Below are 12,699 nucleotides of genomic sequence, written 5' to 3'. Positions count from 1 at the left end.
GCCGGGGCTACCGGGCGGCGCAGTCGGTGCCTGCCCGGGCCTGCCACTGGTAGGTGCCGGACACCGTTTCGCCGCGTGGCAGGTAGACGATGCGAAGCTGCTGCCCGCCGCGCTCGACCTCCAGCGTGACTTCGGCTTTCTGGTCGCCCTGGAGAGCGTCCTGCGGGAAGCGGTTGAGAATGCGGTCGCCGTTGCGCAATCCCGCCGCTTCGGCGTTGGAACCCGGCTTGAGCCCCGCCACGATCCGGTCCTTGGTGACGAGGATCAGCGGATCGAAGCCGAGATCGAAGCGTTTCATCGGGCGCGTCACGCGTTCGAAGCAGGGACCGAAGGCATCGGAAGGCGGCAAAACCGTGCCGCCTGCCAGCATGGCGTCGAAATCGGCCAGCCCCCGCGCGCCGAGTTCCTGGCCGAGCAGCCTCTTCCAGAGCGCCAGGTCCATAGGCCGGCCTGCGCGCCGCTCCGCCAGCATGTGGCGGACGAGATCGTCCAGCGAGCGCTTGCCCTGCGAGGCAGCGCGGATCTGCGCGTCCACCGAGGCGAAATAGAGCGAGCCGCGATCGTAAGGCAGCACGCGGATGCGCGTGTCCTTCCAGAAGCCTTCGGCGATCTGCGCGTTCGGCGTGGCGATCAGGGCATTGGTGTAATAGCGGCCCGCCGTGGAGTTGAGATCGTCAAGGAAGGCTTGCGAAGAGATCAGCCCGGCGCGGAAGGGCAGGATGCGCTGGTAGTGGACGGCCAGCCCTTCGCCGAACCAGGAAAGCCCCAGCCCGCCGGGCGCATCCATGGAATCGCCGAGCGAATTGATCCAGGCGTGCACCATCTCGTGCGCCAGCAGGCTTTCGAGATCGGCGATCGGGGTCTTTTCGCTGAACGTGAAGGCGAAGCTGTCGGTCAGGCCGATGCCGCTGCCGGGATTGACGTGGTTGGTCCGCGCGAAGACGCCGAAGCTGGCCGGGCGCTGGTCGAAGAACGTGCCGTAGAAGGCCTGGAGCCGGGCGGCCCAGTCCATCAGGTCCGGTCCGTTGAAGCCGAAGCGGCCCTGCCAGATGCCGAAGAACGTGCCCTTGGCATATGTGCCGACCTGCCCGGCCATGTAGTAGCCGCCGGCGATCTGGTCCGCCCGCAGGGGACGGCTGCTGCGGCTGTCGCCCACGCCGATGCTGGAAACGCCGCGCGCGTCCTTGCCGGCGCGCGCGAGGTCCCAGTGCACGACGAGGTCGCGCGGCAGGGTGTCGGCAGGGAGGACGAGGAAGGCGTTGCCCGCGCCGGACAGGCCGCCGTCGCTGGCACGCAGTTCGTACTGCGGCTTGGCCTGTTCCGGCTGCGCGGGATCGATCGCCAGCCGGTAGGAGACGGTGACGGCACCCTCGACCGGGCGCAGCGGTTTCCACGTCCGGTCCCGGTTGTCGCCGTCCCTGGCCGCGTCCCGCGCTTCCACGGGCAGGGCGCCCTTCGCATCGGAAAAGGCCAGCGCTTCCATATGGCCGGCAGACGTCTCGACGGTATTCGCGGTGAGGGCGATCGCGGCCAAGGCATCGCCTTGCGGCGGGGCCTCGAAACGGATCGCGACATCCATGCGGGTAAGCGCGCCCCGGGGATCGGCGACGGGCGCGAGGGTGATCGAGAGATCGGGCGCATCGTCTGCCCGCGCCGCCGCGAAAGGCGCCGATGCGATGAGGACGGCGGGAAGCGCGGCGATGAAGGCGATGCGATGCGAGGTCATGGCACGAGGCTAACAGTCCGTTCCGAAGGATAATGTGCAAAGAGCATGGCGCCGGCCCGCCGGCGCGCATGAAATATGCTCGTCGCTGCGATCGGCGGCGGGCTCCGCCTTGCGGTCAGCCCGGCAGCGAGGGCAGCGGCAGCCGGTGCGTGCACTTCAGTTCGGACAGGGTGGCGGTGGAACGCACATCCTCCACGCCGGGCAGGCGCAGCAGCGTGCGGAACGTGAAGTTCTGGTACCAGGCGATGTTCGGCGCGAGGACCTTGAGCATCACGTCCATCTCCCCGAACAGCGTATAGGCTTCCAGGATTTCCGGCGTGGCCTCCACCGCGTGGACGAAGCGGTCGCGGTCCTCGTCGGACAGGCGGGACATCTTGAGCTGGGCGAAGATGAACATGCTCTCGCCGAACTTCTCGCGGTCGAGAACGGCCACGGTATGGCGCACGTAGCCTTCTTCCTTCAGTCGCTGCATCCGGCGCCAGCAGGGCGATTGCGACAGCCCCACGCGGTCGGCGATTTCGCTGGAGGATTCCGAGGCGTCGATCTGGAGGCGATCGAGGATCTTCATGTCGAGCCGGTCAAGTTCGGCGGGCAAGATTATGCTCCCTGTTATGGTTTGTTGGTTTGAACATGCCACGCAAACCGGATCGAGCGCAATAAAGGCGGAGATATTTCCAGGCGCGGCGCTATCACTGATGCTCGACGCAAACCGATAATCGGCAACAGGGACGGGTCATTCTATGAAACGAGGCGAACTGGCGATCTTCGATGCGGAGGACGTGCGCGCGCTGCTCGACTATCCCTCTTGCATCGCGGTTGTTCGAGAGGCGATGAAGGCGCTGTCGCTGGGAGAAACCCGCCAGTTGCTGCGCACCATGATCCACATGGGAGAAGGGCGGACTTTCGGGCTGATGCCGGGGGCGCTGTCCGAACAGGGGATGTTCGGCGCCAAGCTCATCAGCGTCTTCGCGGAGCCCGACAATCCCGGCGTGCGCCGCCATCGCGGGGTGGTGACGCTGTTCGAACCCGTGGAAGGCCGCCCCGTCTGCGTGGCCGATGCCGAGGAGATCACGCATATCCGCACGGCCGCCGCCACCGCCGTCGCCACGGCGGCGCTGGCGCGGGACGATGCCGAAGTGCTGTTGCTGATGGGCACGGGCGGGCAGGTCCATTCGCACCTCGAAGCCCTGCCGTTGGTCCACCGCTTTTCGCGCATCCTGATCTGGGGACGCGATCCGGCCAGGGCGCAGGACGTGGTCGACGCCTGGAAGGACCGCTTGCCGGTGGAAGTGGCGCTGGACGCGCAAGCGGCGGCGGGCGAGGCGGACGTCATCTGCACGCTCACCGGTGCGCGCCAGCCGATCCTGCTGGGCGCCTGGCTGCGACCGGGCACGCACGTCAACGTCGTCGGCTCCAGCGGACCGGGGCCGGTGGAAGTGGACAATGCGCTGGTCGTCGCCTCCCGCTTCATTGCCGACAGCAAGGCGTCCGCCCGCGATGCCGCCGCCGAGTTCCTGGTGGCGAAAGAAGCCGGCCTGGTGGACGACGCGCATATCGTCGCGGAGATTGGCGAAGTCCTGCTGGGCCAGGTGGCCGGGCGCCGCAACGCCGAGGAAATCACCGTCTACAAGTCGCTCGGCCATGCGGTGCAGGACCTGGCATCGGCCGCCCATCTCTACGAAGCACACAGCCACAAGATCCACGGAACCCAGAACCGATGACGATGAGACCGACCGCCGGCCTGCGCTGCCTCGCCTGTTCCGCCCTGGCGCTTTCGGCCGCCGCGCTCCACGCCGAGACCCAGCGCTTCGCGGTGATCGACAATGGCGAGAACGTCGGTCATGTCTTGGCCGATATCGAGGGCAATACCGTCTCGATCGACCACGACGTCAAGAGCAACGGCCGCGGCCCGACGATGCACGAGACGATCGTGCTGGGCGCCCGGGGGCTGCCCACGAGCTGGACCCTGCAAGGCACGTCGACGTTCGGCAACAAGGTGGATGAGCAGTTCACGGCCAAAGGCAAGCGGCTTTCCTGGGTCGACACCACCGGCAAGGGCGCGATGGCGGCCAGGGTGCCCACGCTTTACGTGGCGCAGGAGGGCAGCCCGTTCTCGCTCGGCCTCTATGCCCGCGCGCTGCTGGCCGATGCCGACCATGTGCTCGCGGCGGCACCGGGGGGAACGCTCTCGCTGGAGGAAGAAGCGCCGGTCACGCTGGGCGGCACGGCCTATCGCGCGTTCCTGGTCAAGGGCATCGGACTGACGCCCAGCGCGATCCTGCTCGACGACAAGGGCGCGCTTGTCGCGGCCTATTCGCCCACGAACGCCACGGTGCGCGAGGACCTTTCCTCATTCGCCGGGGATCTGGCGAAGATCGCCGCCGTGCGTTCGGCCGAGCGCTTCGCCGCGATCCAGAAGAAGGTCGCGCACACGTTTACCGCACCGATCCGCATCCGCGACGTGCGCGTCTTCGACCCGGCGAGCGGCAAGATCGGCGATCCGGTCTCGGTGGTGGTCTTCGGGGATCGCATCGCCTCGGTGGAGCCGCTGGACAGCCCTGCCTCACCCGGCGAGGCGACCGTGGAGGGTGCGGGCCGCGTGGTCATTCCCGGCCTGCACGACATGCATGCCCACGTCTCGCTGCAGTCCGCCCTGCTCTACATCGCCTCGGGCGTGACCAGCGTGCGCGACATGGGCAACGAGAACGCCTTCCTGATCGACCTGACGCATCGCATCGATGCGGGCGAAGTGGCCGGGCCGCGCATCGTGCGCAACGGCTTCCTGGAAGGACGCAGCCCCTACAGTTCGCGCAACGGCTTCATCGCGGGCAGCGAGGCGGAAGCGCTGGACGCGGTGCGCTGGTACGGCGCGCGCGGCTATTGGCAGGTGAAGATCTACAACAGCTTCAATCCCGCATGGGTGCCCGGCGTGGTCCGGGAAGCGAAACGCCTGGGCATGGGCGTGACCGGGCACATCCCGGCCTTCACCAACGCCGATGCCATGATCGCGGCGGGTTATGACGAAGTGAGTCATATCAACCAGCTCATGCTGGGCTGGGTGCTCGATCCCAGGGAAGACACCCGCACGCCGCTGCGCCTCACGGCCATGCGCCGGACGGCAGGGCTGGACCTTGCCTCTCCGCGCGTCGCCGCCACGCTCGATACGATGCAGGCGAAGCACATCGCGCTCGACCCCACGGCGGTGACGCTGGAACTGCTGATGATGAGCCGCGACGGCAGGATCAGCCCGGCGGTGGCGGGCTATTTCGATCACTTGCCGGTGGGCGTGCAGCGCAATCGCCGCCAGGGCATCGCCCCGATCAAGACGCCCGAAGATGCCGCCGGTTACGACGGCGCCTTCGTGACGATCAAGGCGCTGCTGCTGGACATGTACAAGCGCGGCATCACGCTCCTGCCCGGAACCGACGACGGCACCGGCCTGTCGGTCCACCGCGAATTGCAGATCTATGCCGAGGCCGGGCTGCCCACAGCCGAAGTGCTGAAGATCGGCACGCTTGGCCCCGAGCGCTACATGCACCGCGACCAGTCCTACGGCTCGGTGGAGAAGGGCAAGTATGCCGACTTCGTGCTGCTGGACGGCAATCCGCTGGAAGACCTGTCGGCGATCCACCGCATGGCGATGGTGGTGAAGGGCGGGACGGTCTACTTCCCCTCGGAAATCTGGCGCGAGGTGGGGGTGAAGCCCTTTGCCGAGGCGCCCCGGATCGTGGCGCCCGTGGCCGAGGCGAAGCCGGTGGCGCTGACCAATGGATCGGGCGCCGAAGCCCACGAGGACCTCGCGTTCTGAGCCGGTAGAGGGCGCGGGCAGGGGGCGATCGGCCGCCTGCCCGCGCCTTCCTCAACGTCCCCGGCGCGCGAAATACCAGATCGCGCCGATGCCGCCCCAGACCAGCAGCAGCACGTAGGGCCGCCAGTCCGCCTCAAGGCCCACGGCGATCAGGCCGAGCGCGCAGACCGCGCCGGCCAGGCCCAGGACCACCATCGTCCGGCGCGCCGGCCTGAAGCCCGCGCCTTCGTGAAGCTGCGGGTGGCCATGGGCGACGCGGGCGGCGGAAAGGCAGATGCTGCCGTATTTCACCAGGTTCGGGATGTTCACGGCCAGGAACAGGAACGTCAGCTCCATCGGCATCAGCAGTCCCACGCAGCCGATGCCGAAGACGGCGAACAAGGCCATGTGCGGAACGTGCGAGCGGGGATGCACGCGGGCGATGATCCGCGGCAGCACGCCCGCCTCGGCCATGGCGAAGAGGCTGCGGCTGAACATCGTGAAGATCGCGTTGAGGCTGGTGCCGATCGCGGCGACGGCGGCCAGCATGATGACCGGCACGGCCAGGGGCCCCATGAAGCGTTTGGCCGTGTCGAGGATCGGCGCCTCGCTGCCGGCCAGGGCTTCCGGTCCGAGGACGGTGAGCGCCACGAAGGCGACGGCCACGTAGAGCACCGTGGCCGAGCCGATGGCGAGCGCGATGCCGGCCGGGATGTTACGCCGGCTGTTCGCCACTTCGCCGCCGGCTTCGGTCGCGGCTTCGATACCGAAGAACAGGCCCATCAGCAGCGGCGCGGCGGCGAGCGCGCCGTGGAAGCCCTTTGGCAGGAACGGTTCCAGCCGCGCCGGTTCCGACGCGGTGAAGCCGCCCCAGGCCACGAACAGGCCGAACAGCACGATCAGTGCGGCCACCATCGCGGTCTGCGCGCGGGCGGCGACATGGACGCCCACGAGGTTCGCCAGCAGCGCCAATACCAGCACCGCGAACATCGTCGGCTTGACCGGCAGCGGCACCAGCATCGAGACATAGCGCACCAGCACCAGCGCCAGCACGACCATGGCGCCCATGTTGGCGATGATGCGCATCCAGGCGATGAAGAAGCCCAGGGTGGGATGAAGATAGCGGGAAGGCCATACGAAGCTGGCGCCCGATACCGGATCGGCCGATCCGAGATAGGCATAGCTGACGGCGATCAGGTACATCGGCAGCGCCGCGATCACGACCGAGAGCAGCATGCCCGGCCCGGCCAGCCCGGTGGCGGGGGATACGGCGGAGAAGATCGACACGCCCACCGCCGTCCCCAGGCCGAGCGAGACGACGCCCCAGAGACCTATGCCCTTGCGCAGGGCCTGTTCGGCGTCGCTCACTTGCGCGCCTCCCCGCAGCCGTCGGCCGCGATGAATTCGGCAAGATCGGACTGGAACCGCGCGCGGCTGCCGTCATCGGAGTAGAAGACGTGCCCACCGACGTAGCGGGCGTTGCGATAGCGCTCGCGGGGCAGGCTGGACTGCGCGAAGAGGTAGTCGGCCGCGCCGATGGTGGTGGTGGTGTCGTAGATCCCGGTGCCGACGAACAGGCGCAGGCAGGCGTTGCTGGCGGCGTGGCGCTCCACGGTGGCCATGAACGGCCAGTCCGCGAAAGGCGAATCCTCGGCGCCGTAGCTCCAGCTTCCCTCGAAGCGCGCGATCACCTTGTAGGCATCGGCGCCCGGCGCCTTGAGCGTGCCGGCCAGATAGTCCTTCATCGCCTGGCCGAAAGCCTCGGAGATCGACGAGGACGGATCGCCGGGCATCATCGTCGTGACGTTGTCGGGCCGGTCGGCCAGGTAGCGCGCGTCGTAGCGGCCCATGACCTTGCCTTGCGCGCGCAGGAGTTCGACGCGGAAGCGCTCCTTGGAGATGCGCAAGTCGTTGGCGAGGTAGAATCCGGCGGGAATGCCGGTGAGTTCGGCCAGCCGCGCGGCCAGGCGTTCACGCTCGGCCTGCGGCAGGTCGCGGCCAAGGTAGAGCGCGGGCAGGTATTCCTCGCGGGCGAAGCGGGCGGCCTGCGCCGTCACGCTTTCGGGCGTGCAGGGGGCCTTCACCATGCCGTGATAGCAGGCGATGGCGGCCAGCGTCGGCAGCGACACCGCATACGTCACCACGTTGTCGGGCCGCTGCGAAGTCTCGATCATGTTGAGCGCCTGGCCCAGCAGGACCACCCCGCGCACGTTCTTCCCAAGGCCCTGCCGGTCCAGCGCATCGAGCATGGCCACAGCGCGGATCGTGCCGTAGCTCTCGCCCAGGATATAGACGGGTGCGCCCAGGCGGTCATGGCCGCGCAGCCATTGCCGCACGAGGTCGGCGGCGGCGTTGGCATCGCCCTCCACGGTGTTGTAGGGCGCCGCGGCTGCCCCTTCCGGGCGGCTGGAAAAGCCGGTTCCGGGCGGATCGATGAACACTACGTCGGCGAGGTCGTAGAGCTTTGCGGGGCCGGGGCCGCTGCCGCCGGGGCGGGCATCGCGGCTCGCCGGGTCCTGCGGGACATGGGCAAGCACGGGGCCGAGCAGCCCCATGTGCAGATAGGCGGCAGAGGCGCCGGGGCCGCCGTTGAAGGCGAAGATCACCGGCCTCTCGGCCGAACGGGCGACCTTGCGCGAATAGGAGAGGTAGCCGGCCGTGGCCGGGGAACTGTCCGCGCCGGCTGAAACAGGGACAAGTCCCAGCTCGGCGCGGACAGGATGCGCGGGATCGGGTTGCGATACCCGCGCATCGATGAGGACCCGTTCGGCCGGCGGCGCGGCCGCGAGCGTCGGAAGGGGTCCGGCAGACGCCGCTGACAGTGCGATCCCCGTCAGCACCGAAAGGCGCAGCGGAGACTTCTTTTTGCGACCGAAGGGCTGCGGCGGCGTGAACTTCATGGCGTTTCCAGCTGCTTGTTATGTTCCCGATAGGTGATGAGGCCGTCGGTCAGGGCCTGGAGCCCGTAATCGAGGCGCGACGGCTCCATGGCGAAGCCGAGGCGGACATGTCCGGGCGCGCCGAAATATTCCCCCGGCGCCACCAGTACGCCGCAGCGATCGGAAAGCCAGCCGGAGAAGCGCTCGGTATCCCCGATCCCGACAAGGCGGGGGAAGGCGATGCAGCCGCTTTCCGGCAGTTCGCCCTCGGCCAGGCCCTCGGCCAGCCAGTAGGCATGGTAGGATTCGATGATCGGCCGCGCCTTGGCCAGCACGGAGAACGTATTGTCCAGAAAGCGCGCGGGATGCTCGACGATGAGCGCGGACACTGCGTGGGCGAGGTTCGAGATCGCGAAGTCCACCTCCTGCGCCAGTTCGCGCACGGGATTGACCACGCTCTCGTCCCCGACGATCCAGCCGCAGCGCAAGGTGCTGAGACCGAAGATCTTCGTCAGGCTGTTGACCGAGACCAGCCGCGGCGAGGCGCCGAGCGAGGCGGCCGGGCGGATCCGCGTTCCGGCGTAAGGCGCATAGACTTCATCCACGACGACGAGGAGGTCGTGCCGCTCGGCGATCTCTCCCAGCGCGGCGATCGTGGCATCGTCCACCGCCATGCCCGAAGGGTTGTGCAGGTTGGAGATCACGATCATCCGCGTCTCCGGTCGCAGGCCGGCCTCGACCGCGCCCGGATCGATGGCGAAGCGCGGTGCCGGGCGCTCGAAGGTGTCCACTGCGATGCCGCTGGCCTGCGCCAGGTTGCCGAACAGTTCGAAGCTGGGGTTCTCCACCAGCACGCGGTCGCCCGGCGAAAGCAGCGCGCGGTAGATCAGGGACAGCGCCCCCGTGGCGCCGGTGGTCGTCAGCACCTGCTCCTCGCGCACGCCGTAGTCCCGCGCCAGCGCGGCCACGAGGTAGGGATTGCCCTTCACGAAAGTGCTGGCGTAGCGCGAGGTCATGCCCGCCTCGAAGCCTTCGAGCAGCACGTCGCGCAGCAGGTCGCGCGGCTCGGGGACGGAGCTTTCGAACAGGCTGACGAGGAGGCTGCGGGAATTGCTGTTCCGGATGATCGAGCGCCTGACCCATTGGGCGTAGGACTGCGAAGTCTGGTCGTCTGGGCGGGAAGCCATTGTCTCGTATCTGCCGGGTAATGCCGAGTGCGTCGGGTGGCGGCGGCGCCGGGAAGGGAATGTTCCCCGGCGCCGCCGGAACCCGTCACATCTTCAGCTTGGCGCCGATCCAGAATCGGCGGCCGAGGATGTCGCCATAGGCGATCTGCGGGTAGGAAGGTGCTTCGTCGGTGAAGTTGTCGATGCCGGCGCGGAAGGTGATCGCGCCCGCTTCGACTTGCGCCGAGATCGAGTGCGTCAGGTTGCTGTCCAGCATCGGGTTGGGGTTGGTTTCGATCGTGGCGTCATAGGCGGCACGGGTCTTGTCGAGGTAGTAGGCCTGGTAGCTCACCCGCACCGGACCCCTGGTCCAGTCCAGGTTGAAGCGGCCTTCCCAGGTGGGTTTCTCGTACGTGTTGTCGGTGCGGATATAGTTCTCGCCGGTGACCGAAGTGGTCAGCAGCGTGTTGTGCGTGGCGTTGACGCCGACGTGGAAGGCGCCGATCCGGCCGGGCTCGAAGGTGTAGTCGATGGCGTAGACTTCGCCGCGATACTTGACGATGCCGGCGTTGAAAGTGGTGGTGGTGCCGGCCAGGATCGTGCCGCCCGGGCTCACGCCGTCCGAGGCGGCAATGCGCGAGAACGCATTGCAAACCGCCGGATCGGGGGTGGTGTTGTCATAGCAGGCGGCCGTGAAGTCCTCGGTGGTGAAGGCCGAGAGACCGTCCTTGAGGTCGATCTCGATGCGGTCCGCACTGATCGTCAGGCCGGGGATGAACTTGGGCTGGAGCACGATACCGTACGTGAAGGTATCCGAGATCTCGTTGCGCAGGTTCGGGTTGCCGCCCGTGGTGATGGTGGCGCGCTCGAAGTTCTCGGCCGGGTCCTGGAACCGGGCGAGGCGTTCGGCGGGGCTGAGGCCCGCATTGGTGCCGTCGGCCTCTACGCCGTAGTTCGCGTTCGCGGTGAAGGCGGCCAGGCAGTTGGCGTAGCGTACCGACGGGTTGGCGCCGCTGTTGATGCGGTCGGCGTCGCAGGGGTCGTAGCCCACCGAACCGAGCGAGGTCGTCGTCGGCGCGAACAGCATCGCCAGGGTGGGCGCGCGGAAGTTGCGGCTGCGGCTGACGCGCAGGGTCACGCCGTCCACCGGCTGCCAGCGCAGGCCGAGATCCCAGACCTGCTCCTTGCCGGCGATCGAGTTGTCGACCAGGCGGCCCGCCGCGCTGGCTTCCAGCATGTGCACGATCGGCACGTTCATCGCGCTGTCGATCAGCGGGATCAGCAGTTCGCCGGAGAGTTCGTCGGTATTGTACCCGGCCGACTGCGCCATCTCCAGCGTGCCGCCGCCGAACAGGCCCTGCTGGTTGGCGGCGAGCGGGTTGTAGGAAACCTGCTCGTCGCGGTGCTCGTAGGCCAGGCTGAACTTCACCGTGCCGCCCGGCAGGCGGACCACGTCACCGCCGAGCGTGGCGAGGATGTCGGTCTGCTCGTTGCGATAGTCCAGTCCGGCGCGCACGCTTACGTACTTCTGCGCGGCCTTGGAGACATTGCCGTTGCCGAAGGGGTTGATCGGCGCGCAGGCCGCGTCGTCGTTAGTGGCATCGGCGTCGGCGTTGATGCCGCAGACGATCTGGCCTCCCGAGAGCACCGCGTCGATGGCGTTCGCGTACTTGGCGTTGTCCACTTCCCAGCGGCGCTGCGAACCGTCGACCCGGGCATAGCTGCCGGAAACCGACCAGTAGAAGTTGCGGCTTCCGGCCGAGAATTCACCGTCCACGCCGAGCAGGGCGCGATAGGTGTCGGTCTTGTAGCGCTGGAGATTGTCCGGCGTCAGGTCCTGGAAATACTTGGACAGGAACAGCGGCGCGCCGGCCGCGAAGGCCGGGCGGGCGGCGGAAAGCGCGGCCTTGGCCTGGTCGGTCAGGTAGGGGTTGTCGATCGTGAAGACCACCGGCCCCGCGTAAGTGCCGAAGTTCAGGATCGTGCGGCTCTGGCCCTGCGGGATCTCGGTGCCTTCGGTATGGGCATAGAGCAGTTCGGTGCGCAGGGTGATCGCGTCGGTCAGGTCGTAGTGCGCGATCAGGTTGCCGGTGAAGCGCTGGACGCCGGTGCGCAGCCCCGCCAGGTCGCGATAGGCGAAGCCCTGTCCGCCGCTGGAGAAGGGAATGCCCACGCTGGTACCGGGATCGTAGGGCACCACGTTGCCGCTGGAATCGAACTGCAGCGGCGTGCCGTTCGACTGGGTCAGGAAGCGCGTGAAGGGGGCGGGCGTGTTGAACAGCACGCCGTTCGAGTTGAATTCCCAGAAGTGCGCGTCGAGCAGTTCCTTGACCGAGGGAACGCCGTCGCTGGGGCCGGTATCGTCCGGGTTGCTCACCGTCAGGCGGCCCAGCGCCGAAAGCGGGCGCGCGGCGAACATCAGCGTAGGCGACTGGGCATAGTTCAGGTCGATGGCGACATTGCCGCGTCCGTCCGCGAAGTTCTTGCCTGCTGTGCCGCGCAGGCTGTAGGTGTGATAGTCCCCGCGCGAGGAAATGCCGTTCTGGCCATCGAGTTCGAGGCCTTCGAAGCTTTCCTTCAGCACGTAGTTGACCACGCCGGCGATGGCGTCCGATCCATAGACCGCCGCGCCGCCGCCCTGCACCACTTCCACCCGGTCCAGCAGGCCGAGCGGAATGATGTTGGCATCGACTTGCGCATCGCCCAGGCCCGAGGAGCTGGTCACCATGCGGCGGCCGTTGAGCAGGGTCAGCGTGCGACCGGCGCCAAGGCCGAAGAGGTTGGGGAATTGCTGGCCGGAGCCGCTGCCTTCGCCGCTGCCGTCCGCCTGGTTGAGCATGGGGCTGTTCGAAGTGAGCTGGTTCAGCGCTTCCGAGGCGCTGATATAGCCGCGATCCGCGATCGTCTGGCTGTCCACGACATTGAGCGGGGCGGTCTCGTCCGAGGCGTCGCGGCGAATGCGCGATCCGGTGACGACGATGTCCACGGCGGAGGCGCTGTCGTCGGCAGCCGGCGCGAGGTCCTGCGCGAAGGCCGGGGCGGCGAACAGCGCGGCGACGGCGGTGGAAACCATGAGCGCCGCCAGGCCGGCCCTCTCCATGCGTGACTGGATCATCGAACTACCCCTCATGTGCTCTATGC

Annotated in this window: 8 protein-coding genes; 2 read left to right on the top strand and 6 right to left on the bottom strand. The window is 67.8% G+C overall.

From position 1 onward, the window contains the following. Positions 1-7: 7 nt before the first annotated feature. Together EDF58_RS20330 and EDF58_RS20325 are read right to left on the bottom strand one after the other, a co-directional pair. The gene (locus EDF58_RS20330; protein ID WP_132268898.1) at positions 8-1,726 is read right to left on the bottom strand and encodes a peptidase M61; all 1,719 of its coding nucleotides are present in this window, start codon (positions 1,724-1,726) and stop codon (positions 8-10) included. Between the two features lie 115 nt (positions 1,727-1,841). Beyond that, positions 1,842-2,321 carry an Lrp/AsnC family transcriptional regulator gene (locus EDF58_RS20325; protein ID WP_243654400.1) on the bottom strand — a complete coding sequence of 160 codons (480 nt, stop codon included), beginning with the start codon at positions 2,319-2,321 and terminating at the stop codon, positions 1,842-1,844. A 145-nt stretch (positions 2,322-2,466) separates the two neighbouring features. Here EDF58_RS20325 and EDF58_RS20320 point away from each other — a divergent pair, with 145 nt between their 5' ends. Next, positions 2,467-3,447, top strand: a complete 981-nt coding sequence (locus EDF58_RS20320) for an ornithine cyclodeaminase family protein (protein WP_132268896.1) — start codon at positions 2,467-2,469, stop codon at positions 3,445-3,447. Next, on the top strand, positions 3,444-5,534 hold the full coding sequence (locus EDF58_RS20315; protein WP_243654399.1) for an amidohydrolase family protein: 2,091 nt from the start codon (positions 3,444-3,446) through the stop codon (positions 5,532-5,534). The genes EDF58_RS20320 and EDF58_RS20315 overlap by 4 nt, the downstream gene beginning before the upstream one ends. 51 nt (positions 5,535-5,585) lie before the next feature. Here the strand turns inward: EDF58_RS20315 and EDF58_RS20310 are convergent, their stop codons facing one another. The 4 genes from EDF58_RS20310 to EDF58_RS20295 form a co-directional block, all read right to left on the bottom strand. Beyond that, complete coding sequence (locus EDF58_RS20310; RefSeq protein WP_132268894.1) at positions 5,586-6,881, bottom strand: amino acid permease; 1,296 nt, start codon at positions 6,879-6,881, stop codon at positions 5,586-5,588. Beyond that, positions 6,878-8,413 (bottom strand): septum formation initiator, encoded by a 1,536-nt coding sequence (locus EDF58_RS20305; RefSeq protein WP_132268893.1) that lies wholly within the window; start codon positions 8,411-8,413, stop codon positions 6,878-6,880. The genes EDF58_RS20310 and EDF58_RS20305 overlap by 4 nt, the downstream gene beginning before the upstream one ends. Further along, positions 8,410-9,579, bottom strand: a complete 1,170-nt coding sequence (locus tag EDF58_RS20300; RefSeq protein ID WP_132268891.1) for a pyridoxal phosphate-dependent aminotransferase — start codon at positions 9,577-9,579, stop codon at positions 8,410-8,412. The genes EDF58_RS20305 and EDF58_RS20300 overlap by 4 nt, the downstream gene beginning before the upstream one ends. 85 nt (positions 9,580-9,664) lie before the next feature. Then, positions 9,665-12,673, bottom strand: coding sequence for a TonB-dependent receptor (locus tag EDF58_RS20295; protein ID WP_132268890.1), 3,009 nt, complete (start codon positions 12,671-12,673; stop codon positions 9,665-9,667). Positions 12,674-12,699: the final 26 nt, after the last annotated feature.

Origin of the sequence: Novosphingobium sp. PhB57, from assembly GCF_004342985.1 — a bacterium.
Lineage (GTDB): Bacteria > Pseudomonadota > Alphaproteobacteria > Sphingomonadales > Sphingomonadaceae > Novosphingobium.
Note: the sequence above shows the minus strand (reverse complement) of the source record. Positions and strands in the feature narration are given on the sequence as shown.